The sequence below is a fragment of the Fervidobacterium sp. 2310opik-2 genome (assembly GCF_011057735.1).
Classification (GTDB): domain Bacteria; phylum Thermotogota; class Thermotogae; order Thermotogales; family Fervidobacteriaceae; genus Fervidobacterium; species Fervidobacterium nodosum.
Genome location: NZ_LNGG01000005.1, coordinates 92,500 through 107,626, shown reverse-complemented (window position 1 = coordinate 107,626; position 15,127 = coordinate 92,500). Strand labels below are relative to the sequence as shown.

18 protein-coding genes and 8 tRNA genes are annotated in these 15,127 nt (G+C 36.2%); 18 read left to right on the top strand and 8 right to left on the bottom strand.

Annotation, left to right across the window (positions count from 1 at the left end; all coding sequences use genetic code 11):
- Positions 1–10: 10 nt before the first annotated feature.
- The 18 genes from AS161_RS03125 to AS161_RS03040 all read left to right on the top strand — a co-directional run bounded on the left by AS161_RS03125 (position 11) and on the right by AS161_RS03040 (position 6,907).
- A complete protein-coding gene (locus tag AS161_RS03125; RefSeq protein WP_164541749.1) occupies positions 11–835 on the top strand; it encodes a VIT1/CCC1 transporter family protein in 825 nt (274 codons plus the stop codon).
- Positions 836–869: 34 nt separating this feature from the next.
- Positions 870–1,637, top strand: a complete 768-nt coding sequence (locus AS161_RS03120) for a TSUP family transporter (protein WP_164541748.1) — start codon at positions 870–872, stop codon at positions 1,635–1,637.
- Positions 1,638–1,668: 31 nt separating this feature from the next.
- Positions 1,669–2,157, top strand: a complete 489-nt coding sequence (locus AS161_RS03115) for a GNAT family N-acetyltransferase (protein ID WP_164541747.1) — start codon at positions 1,669–1,671, stop codon at positions 2,155–2,157.
- A 154-nt stretch (positions 2,158–2,311) separates the two neighbouring features.
- Positions 2,312–2,387, top strand: a tRNA-Glu gene (locus AS161_RS03110).
- Positions 2,388–2,421: 34 nt separating this feature from the next.
- Positions 2,422–2,496 (top strand) — tRNA-Val (locus tag AS161_RS03105).
- 59 nt (positions 2,497–2,555) lie between these two features.
- A tRNA-Phe gene (locus AS161_RS03100) sits at positions 2,556–2,631 on the top strand.
- Positions 2,632–2,777: 146 nt separating this feature from the next.
- The gene (gene rpmH, locus AS161_RS03095; RefSeq protein WP_011994204.1) at positions 2,778–2,912 is read left to right on the top strand and encodes a 50S ribosomal protein L34; all 135 of its coding nucleotides are present in this window, start codon (positions 2,778–2,780) and stop codon (positions 2,910–2,912) included.
- Positions 2,909–3,298: a ribonuclease P protein component gene (rnpA, locus tag AS161_RS03090; RefSeq protein WP_011994203.1), complete on the top strand. Its 390-nt coding sequence runs from the start codon at positions 2,909–2,911 to the stop codon at positions 3,296–3,298. Before rpmH ends, rnpA begins: the two co-directional genes overlap by 4 nt.
- Complete coding sequence (gene yidD, locus AS161_RS03085) at positions 3,279–3,536, top strand: membrane protein insertion efficiency factor YidD (RefSeq protein WP_164541746.1); 258 nt, start codon at positions 3,279–3,281, stop codon at positions 3,534–3,536. The genes rnpA and yidD overlap by 20 nt, the downstream gene beginning before the upstream one ends.
- 2 nt (positions 3,537–3,538) lie before the next feature.
- A complete protein-coding gene (yidC, locus tag AS161_RS03080) occupies positions 3,539–4,885 on the top strand; it encodes a membrane protein insertase YidC (RefSeq protein ID WP_206518752.1) in 1,347 nt (448 codons plus the stop codon).
- Positions 4,886–4,984: 99 nt separating this feature from the next.
- Positions 4,985–5,656, top strand: a complete 672-nt coding sequence (jag, locus tag AS161_RS03075) for an RNA-binding cell elongation regulator Jag/EloR (RefSeq protein ID WP_164541745.1) — start codon at positions 4,985–4,987, stop codon at positions 5,654–5,656.
- Positions 5,613–5,951 (top strand): cupin domain-containing protein, encoded by a 339-nt coding sequence (locus AS161_RS03070; protein ID WP_041256920.1) that lies wholly within the window; start codon positions 5,613–5,615, stop codon positions 5,949–5,951. The genes jag and AS161_RS03070 overlap by 44 nt, the downstream gene beginning before the upstream one ends.
- A 108-nt stretch (positions 5,952–6,059) precedes the next feature.
- Positions 6,060–6,136, top strand: a tRNA-Pro gene (locus AS161_RS03065).
- A 3-nt stretch (positions 6,137–6,139) separates the two neighbouring features.
- Positions 6,140–6,215 (top strand) — tRNA-Gly (locus AS161_RS03060).
- Positions 6,216–6,242: 27 nt separating this feature from the next.
- A tRNA-Arg gene (locus AS161_RS03055) sits at positions 6,243–6,319 on the top strand.
- 35 nt (positions 6,320–6,354) lie between these two features.
- Positions 6,355–6,430, top strand: a tRNA-His gene (locus AS161_RS03050).
- Between the two features lie 31 nt (positions 6,431–6,461).
- Positions 6,462–6,538, top strand: a tRNA-Arg gene (locus tag AS161_RS03045).
- Between the two features lie 105 nt (positions 6,539–6,643).
- On the top strand, positions 6,644–6,907 hold the full coding sequence (locus AS161_RS03040; RefSeq protein WP_011994198.1) for a stage V sporulation protein S: 264 nt from the start codon (positions 6,644–6,646) through the stop codon (positions 6,905–6,907).
- A 56-nt stretch (positions 6,908–6,963) separates the two neighbouring features.
- On the opposite strand, the gene AS161_RS03035 is transcribed toward AS161_RS03040, so the two are convergent.
- From AS161_RS03035 to topA, 8 genes are all read right to left on the bottom strand, one after another.
- Positions 6,964–8,145 (bottom strand): TIGR04013 family B12-binding domain/radical SAM domain-containing protein, encoded by a 1,182-nt coding sequence (locus AS161_RS03035; RefSeq protein WP_164541744.1) that lies wholly within the window; start codon positions 8,143–8,145, stop codon positions 6,964–6,966.
- Between the two features lie 8 nt (positions 8,146–8,153).
- Positions 8,154–8,396, bottom strand: a complete 243-nt coding sequence (locus AS161_RS03030) for a DUF370 domain-containing protein (protein WP_011994196.1) — start codon at positions 8,394–8,396, stop codon at positions 8,154–8,156.
- A gap of 23 nt (positions 8,397–8,419) precedes the next feature.
- Positions 8,420–9,484 carry a DUF933 domain-containing protein gene (locus AS161_RS03025; RefSeq protein ID WP_164541743.1) on the bottom strand — a complete coding sequence of 355 codons (1,065 nt, stop codon included), beginning with the start codon at positions 9,482–9,484 and terminating at the stop codon, positions 8,420–8,422.
- A 36-nt stretch (positions 9,485–9,520) separates the two neighbouring features.
- Positions 9,521–10,447 (bottom strand): tRNA pseudouridine(55) synthase TruB, encoded by a 927-nt coding sequence (truB, locus tag AS161_RS03020; RefSeq protein WP_206518751.1) that lies wholly within the window; start codon positions 10,445–10,447, stop codon positions 9,521–9,523.
- A gap of 24 nt (positions 10,448–10,471) precedes the next feature.
- On the bottom strand, positions 10,472–11,458 hold the full coding sequence (gene pheS / locus AS161_RS03015) for a phenylalanine--tRNA ligase subunit alpha (RefSeq protein ID WP_164541742.1): 987 nt from the start codon (positions 11,456–11,458) through the stop codon (positions 10,472–10,474).
- 24 nt (positions 11,459–11,482) lie between these two features.
- On the bottom strand, positions 11,483–12,322 hold the full coding sequence (locus tag AS161_RS03010; RefSeq protein WP_164541741.1) for a DUF368 domain-containing protein: 840 nt from the start codon (positions 12,320–12,322) through the stop codon (positions 11,483–11,485).
- A complete protein-coding gene (locus AS161_RS03005) occupies positions 12,315–12,944 on the bottom strand; it encodes a metallophosphoesterase family protein (protein ID WP_164541740.1) in 630 nt (209 codons plus the stop codon). The genes AS161_RS03010 and AS161_RS03005 overlap by 8 nt, the downstream gene beginning before the upstream one ends.
- Before the next feature lie 116 nt (positions 12,945–13,060).
- Positions 13,061–15,079, bottom strand: a complete 2,019-nt coding sequence (topA, locus tag AS161_RS03000) for a type I DNA topoisomerase (RefSeq protein ID WP_241241321.1) — start codon at positions 15,077–15,079, stop codon at positions 13,061–13,063.
- Positions 15,080–15,127: the final 48 nt, after the last annotated feature.

The window sequence follows — 15,127 nt, the reverse complement described above, 5'->3', positions numbered from 1 at the left end:
GGGAAGAACATTGTTTGGGTTTTTTTCAAGACGTAAAACACGCGTTGAAAAGGCAAGAGAAGCGTTTTTTAAAGGTGATTTAGAAACACATAAAAAATTGCATGCGCCTGAAGAAATAGGTAAAGAACCTTGGCATAAAACAGAACAAGGTAAATACATAGGTCAAGCAGTTTATGGTGCAAGTGATGGTATTGTAACAACCTTTGCAGCTATCTCTGGTGTTGCCGGTGCGAATTTAAGTCCAAAGGTCGCTCTTATCGTTGGTTTGGCTAATTTATTTGCTGATGGTATTTCTATGGCAATTGGAGATTACTTGTCAGAAAAATCGGAGAAAGATTACTTAGCAGCTGAAAGGGAAAGGGAAAGATGGGAAGTTGAACATATGCCTGAAGCTGAAAAGCATGAAATAAGAGAAATATACAAAAGAAAAGGGCTTTCTGGCGAAAAATTAGATAAACTTGTCGATGCGATTACAAGCGACAAAGATTTATGGGTAGAAACGATGTTACACGAAGAACTTGGGTTGTTTGAAGATGATTCTTCGCCTCTAAAAAGTGCTTTAGTTACATTTTTCGCATTCATAATTGCCGGATTTATGCCACTTATAGCCTATGTATTTGCTTCACAATGGAATTTTCTTGCAAACAATCAATTTTTGATATCGTGTATAATTACAGGTATAACGTTATTCGCGGTTGGTGCCCTTAGGCAGATAGTTACAGGTGTTAAGTGGTTTATCGGTGGATTTGAGATGCTTATGATAGGCGGCCTATCTGCTACTGTTGCATATTTGATTGGGTGGATTCTAAAAGCTGTTTTTAATATTGTAGTTTGATTTCTTGATGTTATACAAAAGAAGGTGAATTATTTTGCAATTTACTTTAATTGATAAATTTATACTTTTTCCACTGATTTTTTTGGCTGGATTTGTAGATTCAATAGCTGGTGGTGGAGGTTTAATCTCCCTGCCAGCTTATCTTTTCATTGGTGTTCCAAGTCATTATGCTTTAGGCACCAACAAACTTTCTTCTACTATTGGTACAATATTTAGTACACTAAGGTATGCAAAAGGTAGGGCGATAATTTACTCTGTAGGGTTACCATCCGTTGTCGGTTCTCTGATTGGTTCGTATATTGGTGCAAAACTCGCGTTACTTTTATCTCCGGATAGATTGAAAATAATATTGACTATTTTAATACCTTTGGCGGCTTTATTTGTATTTTTTGGGCGAAAAAATGAACAATCAGTTGAAAAACAAATCAATTTCAAAAGTGTTAGAACTTATATAATGTCTTTTCTAATAGGCTTATCAATTGGAACATACGATGGTTTTTTTGGACCTGGGACGGGTACTTTTCTTATAATTTTGTACGTTTCAATATTGTCAATAGACCATGTATCTGCTTCTGGAACGGCAAAGATTGTGAATCTTGCTTCAAACATAGGGGCTCTTGTAACCTTTATTTTTGGTGGTAAAGTGATTTATTCACTCGGACTTCCAGCAGCTTTATTTGGAATAGCTGGTAATTGGCTTGGATCTGGTCTTGCGCTTAAGAAAGGTTCGAAGGTTATAAAACCGATAATGTTGGCAGTACTGGTAATTTTATTCGTAAGAATTATCGCTGATATGATTTGATATTTATTTTTAAACCAAGCGAGGTGATGTTATGCCGGATTTACTGGTAAAGTTGTACGAATTACCAAAATTGGCGCCCATAATAGAAAAACTAAAAGCTCAAGGAATAGAAATCAAACGCCCCATAGGACCGGAAAAATATTTCGTGGTAGAGTGGGTAAGGAAAATGTTTGGAAATCATTGGGCAAGCGAAACGGATATGACGTTTTCCAACAAACCCATATCATCGTTTATAGCTATCGATACAAATAAAGAAAACAAAATTATTGGTTTTGCTTGCTATGATGCAACCATGCGTGGATTTTTTGGCCCCACAGGGGTTGACCCAGATTATCGAGGAAAAGGTATCGGTACAGCATTACTACTTGCTTGTTTATATGACATGTTCAATGTTGGATACGCCTATGCAGTTATCGGAGATGCTGGACCAGTTGATTACTACAAGAAAACTGTAGATGCGATAGAAATTGAAAACTCCGAACCCGGGATATATAGGCATATGATCCGAAATATCGATTAATTCAATAATTTAAGAGCTTTTGCGATTAGCTGTAACTCAAAGTTAACTATCTTTTTTCATACATAATTTATATAAACTACTTGACAAAAAATTTTTCTTTGGTATCATAGGTAACGGTTACTCACTTCATGGGAGCATGAAGAAGTATGGTAACGCCCCCATCGTCTAGCGGTCTAGGACACTGGCCTTTCAAGCCAGCGGCACGGGTTCGAATCCCGTTGGGGGCGCCAGATTTTTCTAAAAAGAAAGTTATGAAAGCAGAGTGGGTGCGTAGCTCAGAGGGAGAGCGTCTGCCTTACGAGCAGAAGGTCGTAGGTTCAAGTCCTGCCGCACCCACCAAATGGAAGAAAATAAATCGAAGCGATTAACAGATAAAGCACATAAAACATATTACAGGTGGCCAGGTAGCTCAGTTGGTAGAGCAGTGGACTGAAAATCCACGTGTCGACGGTTCGATTCCGTCCCTGGCCACCAGTTGTTTTTTTAATATATAACATAATTATTTCAACTTGTATATTGCAGTTATTGAATTTTTTGATATAATTTCTTATAGTCCGATTTTTAAAATCCAAAGAAATAATACTACATCAGATTTTGGAAAAGAAAAGGAGGAAAGAGTTATGAAGAGAACATACCAACCTTCACAAAGAAAGAGAAAAAGAACACACGGATTTTTGGCGAGAAAGTCTACACCAGGCGGAAGAAAAGTTCTTAGAAACAGAAGAAGAACAGGTAGATGGAGACTCACAGTTTGATAGAACCTAAAGAAGTAAGAAGATATACTTTCAGGAAAAAAGAACGCCTGAAACTCAGGAGAGATATAACCCTTTTATTTAAAGAAGGTAAGTCCGTACAGAATGAGTATTTTGTTATTATTTACAGAAAAAATGGACTTGATTACAGTAGGATAGCTATTTCTGTAAAGAAGAAGTTTGGGAAAGCGAACCGGAGAAATAAATTGCGAAGATGGGTAAGAGAATGTTTCAGGACAAATAAGTATAATATTTCCAAAGGTTTTGACTTTCTCATTATTGCAAGGAAGAATTTGTCGGAAAAGTTTGATAAAGCAGATTACCGGAGTATTTGCAGTTCACTATTGAACGTTTTTGAGAGGATAATTGATGCGGAAAGTAATACTTAAGTTGATTAGATTTTACCAAAAGTATATTTCACCACTTAAACCACCAACATGCAGATTTGAACCAACATGTTCCACTTACACTTATCAGGCAGTGGAACGTTTTGGTATTCTTAAGGGTTTGCTCCTGGGTTTCTGGCGTGTTCTTCGTTGTAATCCTCTCTCAAAAGGTGGACATGATCCAGTTCCTACTGAATTTTACCTTTTTAAAAAATCAAATAATAGTCTAAGGAGGCGGTAAAATTGAAAAAATCAACCGTCGTTTTTTTGTTATTTGTACTGTTGGGGATATTAATCAGGGGCGTTGGATTTTCTAGTATTTTTGTGGAAGAACGTGTTGACTCTATTGTTGTTACAAGTAAGTATTTACAAATTGAAATAGGAAAAGATGGTAATCTTTCTAAAGTTTCTCACCTTCTTGGTAGAGCGTTTTTGTTTTATGTTAACGATAACGATGGTTTTGATATTTATAATGAGAATAATATTGAGATTTCAGAAGGCACACCTACATATACTATAAATTATGGTGAAAAGGCAGAGAAAGATAGTTATAAATCATTACAGATAACTTTTGATTATCCAAATCGGCTGAAAAAAACCTATATATTTGATGATAAACTTATAACGTATTCTTATAAGGTAAAGATTGAATCACCAGATTCAGTAAAAATTGCGCTTCCATTGATATGGTCAAATGATACGGTTAGATCCGCTATGAACTTCTTTGTTTCTTTTAGACCTGATAAAGATTACGCTTCGATTGTAAAATTTTCCGGTAAGTTAGATGGTACAAAGGTTGTAGGGAATAGCTTAGAGTTCTTTGTTTATATGGGACCTTACAAGAAGACAGTTTTAAAGCATGTTTTTGGAGAAGATAGTGGAAGGCTTATAGAACTTATCAAAACAATTCCTGGTGTTGGTACATGGTACAGTTTCATTGCCGATGGACTTACCGAGTTTTTCAATTGGATAAACACATTTACAAGAAATTTTGGATTGACGATTATAGTCTTTACGATAATTGTAAGGTTAATATTGTATCCATTCTACCATGCGCAGACAAAACAGATGATTCAAATGAGGAAACTCCAACCAGCTGTTGAAGCTATAAAGAAAAAATATAAGGATCCTCAGAAACAGCAAGAAGAGCTCATGAAGCTTTACAAAGAGAATAAGATAAATCCATCGAGTGGTTGTTTGATGTTGCTCATACAATTACCAATTTTTATGCTCCTTTACGGTGTTATCCAAAGTTATCAAGAACTTTTCTCTGTTTCGGGTGGATTTTTGATTTGGAAGGACCTCTCAGCAGGTGGTTGGGGAGCAAACTGGTTGTTCCTTATTATCACTATTCTAACATCCTATTACCTCGCGCTTATAACAAGCCAAGATTCAAGAACGGCATGGCAGCAGATAATAATGGGTGCCATATTCCCATTCTTCTTTATTAACTTGCCAAGTGGTATATTCTTGTACTGGACGATGAACTCTATCATTCAACTTGTTATAACATTCTACATTTACAAGCGATACAAAATACAAGGTTTAACACAACACGAACTTTGGGGAATAAGGCCGAAGAAAAAATAATAAATTTATTTTCTTGTAAAATATGATGTGGTTAGTTGAACTGGATGGAGAAAGTGTGAATGGAGAAAGTGTGAATGGAGAAAGTGTGAGGTGATAGACTTGAAGAGATTAAACTACATTGGAAAGACAGTGGATGATATTCTTGAGCAGTTTAAGATTGACTATGATGTTTTGGAAGGTGAGTACGAGGTAAACGTTATTGATAAGGGAACACACGGTATATTTGGTTTGTTTGCACGTGACGCTGTTGCGGAAATAACTATTACAAATAAGTATTACGAGAGAAAATTAAAAGACTTTTTGGAGAATATATTTAAATACTTCGGTATTGATTATTTTATTGAAGTCACAAGTAGGGGAAAAACATTTCTTGCTTCATGTCACAGCGAAGAGATTGGAAAAATTATCGGTAAGCACGGTAAAGGTTTGGGTGCTCTTCAACATTTGGCGAATATATTCTTAAATAGAATAACAGATACAAAGGTTACGGTAATTATCGACGCTGGTAACTACAGAGAAAAAAGAAGAGAGCAACTTGAGCAGATAGTTGAACATGCAATTGAGAAAGTAAGGAAGATTGGAAAGGTCAAACTTGACCCAATGTTTGCTTTTGAGAGAAAGATTGTCCATGAGATAGCCAAGAAGTATTCTGATATACACACATATTCTGAAGGTTTAGAACCTTACAGGTACGTTGTTATAGAAAAGAGAAAGGGGGCGCACAGGAATGAAGATAGGAAACATCAACGAAATGCAACCACAAGAAATTAATGGTGGCCAGATATTAAAACGTGTTTTGATAGGTCCAAGGGATGGTGCACCAAATTTTGTTATGAGATTGTTTACGTTAAAACCCGGTGCAGCAACACCTTATCATACACATCCATGGGAACATGAAGTATTTATAGTTGAAGGGGAAATAGATGTTATAAGAAAAGACGGTAAGCAAAGAGTCACAAAAGGTTCATATGTTTTTGTTGAACCAAACGAAGAACATCAATTTCAAAATAATGGAAATACAGAAGCATCATTTATATGTGTCATTCCAAAAGAAGGCGGAGAATAATCGAAATAACTAAAAATGGAATAAATACAATTTTAACTTTAATGTTTCACACTCTGATACTTGACATGCTAATAAGCACATGTTATAATAACTCACGGTCTTGGTAATCGGGGCGTAGCGCAGTTGGCGAGCGCGCCGGTCTTGGGAACCGGAGGTCGCTGGTTCAAGCCCAGTCGCCCCGACCAGTTGCGGGTGTAGCTCAATTGGTAGAGCATCGGCCTTCCAAGCCGAGGGTTGCGGGTTCGAGTCCCGTCGCCCGCTCCAATTTTTTTAATTTTTAGATTTCAGGCAGCGGCCGTAGCTCAACAGGATAGAGCATCGGACTTCTAATCCGAGGGTTGTGGGTTCGAGTCCCGCCGGCCGCGCCAGAAGATTCAAAAAATTAATAGTAAGATTATTTGTGGTGGCTATAGCTCAGCTGGCAGAGCGCCTGACTGTGGATCAGGTGGTCGAGGGTTCAAATCCCTCTAGCCACCCCAGTTTTTTTATAGATAGTATCTTTATTTGTGCGCGCTCGTAGCTCAACTGGATAGAGCGTCGGACTTCGGATCCGATGGTTGCGGGTTCAAGTCCTGCCGGGCGCGCCAGTAAGGTAAGAAATTTAGATAATTTTTTAATTTTTGCCGTTCAAACACTCTGATTAGACTACAAAGATTGTGATTTTCAGACGTCAGAAAAAAGGAGGTATTACCATGGAAGTACTAAAGGTTTCTTCAAAATCTAACCCAAACAAGGTTGCAGGCGCTTTAGCAGGTGTTATTAGAGAAAAAGGAAAAGCTGAAATTCAAGCGATCGGTGCAGGAGCTGTTAACCAAGCAATTAAGGCTGTTGCAATTGCAAGAGGTTACCTTGCACCAAGTGGTTATGACTTGGTTTGTGTCCCAGCTTTCACGGACGTCAACGTTGAAAATGAAACAAGAACAGCTTTAAAGTTTATTATTTTCCCAAGAGAGTAAAAAAATTATAATTAAAAGGCTGGTTTCAAAACCAGCCTTTTTGTTTTATTACTGGATTATTCAATTTTTTGTGAAACAACTTTTCTTGCAAGTTCTTCTTGTGTGGTCCAATACCCATCTAATATTCCTTGCGATGCAAGTGTACCTAAGAATTTGTAATGATAGTTTTTTAGTATTCCCGGTCCAACATTCCAAAGGGGTGTGCCCGGAAGAGGCATAAATGTATGGGCGTGGATTTTTGCGTTGTATTTTTTCACTATTTTTTCTATGAATTTAAATGTTTCTTCGACATCTTCTTTTGTTTCGAATGGGAAGCCGAATATGAAATCAACTTTTGCGTAAAAGCCATTCTGAGCCAATATTTCTAACGCCTCTTCTACTTTTTCTACAGTATGACCACGTTGGATTTTCTCAAGTATCCTGTTGCTCCCACTCTGTGCACCTATTACTATGTAATCGTGGTTTACGTACTTTTTTATTATTTTTAAGACTTCGTCAGTAACACTCTCTGGTCTTACATCTGATGGGAATGTACCAAAATATATCTCAGTCACACCGGTGGCTTTTACTTTATAGAGTAACTCGTCTATTGCTTCAAGATTAGGTGTAACACCGTTCTTACTCCCGTATCCAAACGCGTTCGGAGTGATGAATCTCGCGATTGTTTTGCCATATTTGACAGAAATTTTCTCGTATTCTACAATCTGTTCTATACTTCTGTGTCTTACAATTTTTCCTGCCAAGCGTGGAGTTTGACAATACCCACAGTTAAATGGACAGCCTCTTGATATTTCTAATGGCATAAATAGTTTTTTCTTTTCGCAAATGGCAGGATACTCATCAAGGTTAATACGCTTTGATATTCCATCAAAAATTCGATTTTCTGGTCTCTCGCCTAAGAGAAATCTTACGATATTTTCCTCACCATCACCGGTAAAGACATAATCGAAACCAATTTTTAGCGTTTCTTGAGGCAACGCTGTTGCGTGCGGTCCACCTGCTATGATTATATATCCGTGTTTTTTCAATTCTTGCACTTCAACCTTAACGATATCTATGTCAAAACTCATAAATGAATAAGCAACTACAGTACCCTCAACAGGGTACTGTAGTATATCGCTTATGCTTTTTGATTCAATTACATCTATATCAATCCGCGATAATATCGCGCCAACTAACGCGGTTATACTGTAACGATTATGTTTGTTTGTTCTAAATAATATTCTTTGGAATTCCATCTAATTATTTAATCACCCCATACTTTTTTCCTAACTTCTTTTGCACTTTCAGCTAAAAGTAAACTGTGACCACTGTTTAGAAATATAACAGTTCGACATTCTTTCCCATACGAAACGTTAAGCATTTTTCCTCCAAGCTGGTTGCTCGCTCTAATTCTTCTTGAGATAGTTGAACTTATAGGAACAATTGCAACTACCCTGTCTCTAACAACGTATACATTGTCGTTTATTTTGACAATAGGGTCTGACATGTTAGCCCTCCTCTCATTAAATTTTAAATGTTAAACCTAATAGTAATTATATCACCATCTTCTATGATGTGTTCTTTTCCAACCAATTTCATTAATCCAGCATCTTTTACAGCCTTTTCAGAGCCTAGTTTTATTAAATCTTCGTATTTTATAATTTCTGCTTTTATAAATCCTCTTGCAAGGTCTGTGTGAATTACTCCAGCGGCATCGACAGCTGTTGAACCTTTTCTCAATGTCCATGCACGGACTTCGTCTTTTCCTACTGTAAAGAATGATATTAGACCAAATTGACTGTAAAGAGCATTCGAAAGTCTTTGGATGCCGGTTTCTTCAACACCTAAGTCTCTTAGTAATTCCATTTTTTCCTCTTCGCTTAAAGTGTTTAATTCCATTTCAAGTTTTCCGCAGAGTTCAACGTATGCAAATCCATTTTTCTCACATAATTTCACAATTTCATCTTTTGTTTCATAGTTTTTATCTGTGAATTGCTCCTCATCTAAGTTTACGACTATGGCGATAGGTTTAAGTGTTGCTAAAGAAAACCCACCTAACATTTTTTTCTCTTCTTCGCTGATTTCAATTTGTGAAAGTAGCTGTTCATTTTCAAGAGCTTCTTGTATTCTTTTAAGCAGTTTCAATTCAATTTCTTCTTTTGGTTCCAACTTTCTTTTGGCGTTTTCCAGTCTTTCTATACGTCCCATCACAACATCAAGGTCTCTGAATAAAAATTCATCTAATGTTGCTTTGAGTTGGTCTATAGGTTTTTCTACTTCAGGGTACGGTACGGAATCGTTTTTAAAAGCTCTAACTACAATAAGCATTGCCTCAACATTTTGTAGTAAGTTGAAAACCGCTATTCGTTCTTTCTTGTCGTTTATCTTTAAAGCTGGTGTATCGAAAAATTCTAATGTTGCGTAAGTAACTTTTTTTGGTTCGTACATTTTAGTTAATATATCTACTCTTTTATCGTGTACCTTTGCCGTTCCTCTTTGGTGTTCTTGAGAGAAAAGGTCAACTTCTATACCAGTTAAAAGTGAGAATATTGTTGTCTTTCCAACTTGTGATAATCCGACGATGCCAACTTTCATAGCCATGCCTCCCGTCTACTTACATTAATTGGTTTCCTAATCAAGTCTAAATACTTTTTCCAAAGTTAATATGCGCTCGTTTCTCGATTGTTTTTTTAGTGTTTCTATAAAGCTTGAGTTACGTTCAGCCATTGCGATGGCTATTAATTTTCCATCGGCAAATATTTGAACTAAGTCATCTTTTTTGAAATTATCGTATGATATTAAATCTTCCACTTTTGGGTGAATTCCGTTGTATACTTTTGTTTTATCTAAGATGACAATTTTTGGTAAGTCTAAGATTTCTTCCATAGGGATTACATGTCCTTTTACCTTTTCAATGTTTTCATCTATTCTTACCGCATTTCCAACATCAAATTTTCCTACTTTTGTTCTTCTCAATTCAACTGTGGTTGCTCCGCAGCCTAGTTTGTAGCCTATATCCATACAAAGGCTTCTTATGTATGTTCCCGCGGAGACTTTTGTTGTGAATTCAACGTATGGTAATTCGATTTTTATATCAGATATTTCATATATCGTTACTTCTCTTGGTGGAAGATTTATTATCTTGCCTTCTCTTGCAAGTTCGTACAACTTTTTACCCTGGTATTTTTTCGCAGAATAGGCAGGTGGAACCTGCTTGTAAGTGCCGATAAATGAATTAATCGCTTCTATGATTTCCCTTTCCGAGTTGTTAATGTTATTTTCTTCCATTACTGTACCGGTTATATCGAATGTGTCTGTGATAATTCCTAATTGCATTTTTACTTTGTATACTTTTGTTTCGCCTTGTAGGTATTCAAGAAGTCTAGTTGCTTTACCAATTCCTACAAGCAATAAGCCCGTTGCGAATGGGTCTAACGTTCCAGCGTGTCCTACTTGTTTTATGCTGAAAATATTTCTGACTTTGTTAACTATATCATGTGATGTCGGACCTTTGTCTTTATCAACGAGCAAAAGTCCTGAAATTATTTTCTGTTCCATTGTGTTCCTCCATTTTAGCGAATTTTACCAATTTTCAAGGAACCTCACATCGTTCCTGACAAGATCTCTTATGTCTTTAATTCCGTATTTGACCATTGCGATTCTTTCGATACCGAAACCGAATGCAAGTCCTCTCCATTCTTCTGGATCGTAACCAACATTTTTAAATACGTTTGGATGGACCATTCCGGAACCTAGAACTTCGAACCATCGGTTGTTGAAATATATGTCAACTTCAAAGCTCGGTTCTGTAAATGGGAAGAAGCTTGGTCTTAGACGTATTTTTGTGTTTTCACCAAGCAGTCTTCTTGCGAATTCTTCTAAGAAGTATTTTAAGTGTTTTACCGTAACGTCGTGGTCAACGTAAAGTCCTTCCATTTGGGTGAACATCGGAAGGTGCGTTGCATCATAGTCTCTTCTGTACACCCTACCTGGTGAGACTATTGCGAGTGGAGGTTTTCTTGATAACATTGTTCTAATTTGAACCGGTGATGTGTGGGTTCTTAAGAGATGTTCATTATCTATATAGAATGAATCGTGCTCATCTCTTGCAGGGTGCCACTCTGGGGTGTTAAGCGCGTCGAAATTGAACCAAGGGGTTTCTACCTCTGGACCTTCAACAACAGAAAAGCCCATTGAAATGAATATATCTTCAAGCTCATTCCTTACTTTTGTGAGTATGTGTAGATGTCCAACTGACCTAATCGCACCTGGCATTGTTGGATCTACCCAAAGCTTTTTGTAAGCTTCTTCTTTTTCATATTCGGTTATCTTTTCCTTTTGTTCATCTAAGAGTTTTTCTATGCTTTCTTTCAACTCATTGACAACTTTACCGAAAATAGGCTTTTCTTCATTTGGAAGGTCTTTGAGTTGTTTCATTAAACTTGTAACGATACCGGATTTACCTAAGTATTTAACTCTTAAGTCGTTTAATACTTTACTATTTTCAGCATTTGTAATTTCATTTTTTGCCTGTTCGAGTATAGATTTCACTTCTTCACGGTAAGACATTGAAAATCCCCCTTTGTTTTACTTTTATTGGTTTTTGTTAACTTTTTCTATTAATAATACAGATAAACTACCTATTGCTATCCATGTAAGCATCCATAATGTGCTACCTCTACCGTGGAACGAAGGAGTTATTGGGTAAAGAGAGCCTGCAACGAGTCCAAGAATGAAGTTCAAAATTGATTCTCTTGCTTTTTCAAACCAGACTTTGAGGGCTTTTGCGATTATTCCTATACCAAAAAGTACGCCAAATCCAAGGATAACTAGAAATAGCAAATCACTTGAATTGAAATTCCCAGATTTTATATTTGTTATCTTCGAGACCGTATCTATAGCTCTTTCGTAAAATCCAAAGAGCATCAATACTAAAGAGCCACTTAAACCCGGTAAAATCATCGAGGCACCTGCAAGGGCACCAGAGACGAATAGGTAAAAATAGTTAATATTAGTGGGCTTTGTTACACTAATTGAACCATTTGAGTGAGATAATATATATGGGATTATTACAATTGCCGCACCTATGGCGAATTCAAGTATTTTAAATTTCATTATGTCTTTCTTCAAATTAAAAAGTGAAAAAAGGATTAAGCCAAAGAAGAAGCTGTATGTGTAAAATGAATAGTTGTTAAATGCCCAAGATAATACCTTACTTCCGCTTAAAAGACCGATAATTTGCCCTATTCCTAAGATAAGTATAAATATGAAATCTTTCTTTTTTAATGATATTTTAGTTATTTTATTTATTATATCTATCAATCTTTCAAAGACACCTGTGATTACAGCTATTGTGCCACCGCTAACTCCCGGTATGACATTTGCTAATCCCATCAAAAAGCCTGCAAAAATAGGTTTAATTATGCTATCCATTTAAGCATTCCACCTGCACTTTCTTAGATAACGTTAGATTGTATGCTGTGAGTTTGCCACCGTAGACACACCCCGTGTCTATACCTATTTTATCTTCTCCTATAAAAACATCTTCAAAAGGTGTATGTCCAAAAATGACTATGTAACCTGTATTGTGCTTTTTACTTATAAACTCTTCTCTAATCCAAATTAAGTCTCTTTTGTCTTGTTTTTCAATAGGAATGTTTGGTCTTACACCACCATGAACAAATAAGTATTTATCTTCTATAAAATAGTATTGTGTATTTCTAAAGAATTCAAGATGTTCGTCGTTGTACAATAAATTTTGAAGGTTGCCGTAACTTCTCCAAGTTGCTGTGGCACCGTTTATAACCCAAAGATACGTATCATCACCATTATCAATAACATCCAAGAGCATTTGTTCATGGTTACCTCTTAAAAAAATACAATCTGTTCTTTTTGATAATTCTATAAGAAAATCTACAACACCTTTCGAATCAGGGCCTCTGTCTATATAATCGCCTAAGAAGACAAGTTTATCATTTGGCGTTGGTGATATTTCGTTAATCAATGTTTCCAACGCATTGAGACAACCATGTATATCGCCTATCGCCCATAACATTACAATGCCTCCACCGAGTTATGCATCACTTACTTTTTTTGCTTTTATTAGTTTGTTTAGATTGATTTTTAGCCGATTTTCGCGAAGAAGTTTTGTATCTGTAGTAATTCTTTTTGCTAGAGTATCCCGATTTTTTTTTCATTAGCTTCGTCTTGAGTTGTGTCGCTTTCATCTTCTGTTTTTTCATCTTTTTCTTCGATGAAGTACATTTTACCTTCAAGTAGGACACCAAGTTCATCGATTTTTACAGACTTATTTGTATTGCATTTTTGACAATTAAGATACAAGCCATATTTTCCAACTCTTAGATGGTATGGTTCTTTACACGTTTCACAGATTTTATTAGTTTCAAAGTTTATTGTGAAGAATTCTTTCCCTGCGTTTTCCAAGTCTCTACCGAATTCTTTCATAAAATTCTTTATTACATCTTTCCATTGTGCTGTACCATTTTCAATTTCATCAAGTTGTTTTTCCATCTCAGCCGTGAAACCTTTGTCAACTATATCGGGAAATTTCTTTTCAAGATAGTCATTTACTACAAATCCAAGTACAGTAGGAATAAGTGTTTTTCTATTCCTTATAATGTACTTTCTATTTAATAATGTTTGGATTATCGTTGCATAAGTACTTGGTCGTCCTATACCTTCACTTTCTAAAATTTTTACAAGAGATGCCTCGCTGTATCTATCAGGTGGTGTTGTTTCCGCTTCCGCTGTTTTTGGTAAAACATCGTAACTCTCGCCGATTTTTAACTCTTTGTGTTCCTCACTTATTTCGTTATCTGTGCTGTATACAGATTCAAAACCATCGAATATTCTCTCGCGTATAGAAGCTTCAAATATGTAATCTCCTGATTTAAAATCGTAACTGTATTGCTTATAAATGGCACTGCTCATTTGAGATGCGATAAACCTTTTCCAAATCAATTCGTACAATCTGTAATGGTCTTTATCTAAAAGTTTTTGCGCTTCTTCAGGAAGAAGATTTACGTTAACAGGTCTTATACATTCATGTGCGTCTTGAACTTTGGCTTTACTTTTTTCTTTTGAAGTTTTTCTTATCTCATCTCCGAGATAGTCTTCGCCAAACTTTTTTGATATTAGTTCTTTTGCAGCTTCTTTTGCCTCGTCGGAAATTCTTGTTGAATCTGTACGCATGTAGGTTATGAATGCTATGTGACCTTCCGGCGTGTCTATACCTTCGTAAAGTTCTTGAGCGATTTTCATCGTTTTCGCAACTGGAAATCCAAGTTTGCTTGAAGCATCTTGTTGCAGTGTACTCGTTATAAAAGGTAAGGGTGGATTTTTCTTTACTTCTTTTACGTCTATGTCTATTAAATTGACGCTCTTAACGTTTTTTAAAACATCATCGGCTATCTCTTTTGTGATATCGGTTGGTTTTAATTTTTTGTTGCCAATTTTTGTGAGATTGGCTTTAAGTCCTGCGATTTCAATCCAAACTTTGTAGTATTTTTGAGGTACAAATTTTATTCTTTCCCTTTCACGTTCACAGAGAATTTTTAGAGCAGCCGATTGAACGCGTCCAGCGCTTTTGGCATCTTTTATTATCTTCCAAAGAAGCGGACTGATTTTGTAACCAACGATTCTGTCAAGCACTCTTCTTGCGAGTTGGGCATTTACTTTCTTCATATCTATCTCACGTGGTGATTTAACCGCTTCTTGAATTGCCTTTGGCGTGATTTCGGAAAATGTTATTCTATTTTTTCCATTTATGTTTAAAATAGTTGCAAGATGCCACGCGATAGCTTCTCCTTCCCTATCAGGGTCGGAAGCGAGAAGCACTTCTTTACCTTTAACTGTATTTTTAATCTGCTCAACGACTCCTTCTTTTCCCGGAATTATTTCAAAAACAACATCTAAGGATTTTAAGTCTACTCCGAAATCCCTTTGCGGAAGGTCACGGATGTGGCCTTTAGATGATATAACCTTGTATTCCTTTCCGAGAATGTTTTCTATTGTTTTTGCCTTTGCAGGGGATTCAACTATAATAACTTTTGAAACGTTTGAATTATCGATAATTTGAGATGAAGATTGAGATTGTTTCTTTTTAGTTTTATCAGCTTTTTCATTAGAAGATGAAGACTTTGTTGTTTTCTTTGTCTCGGATTTTGCCATGAATTATCACCCTCATGTTTAAATTTATATAGTTTATATAGTTTATAT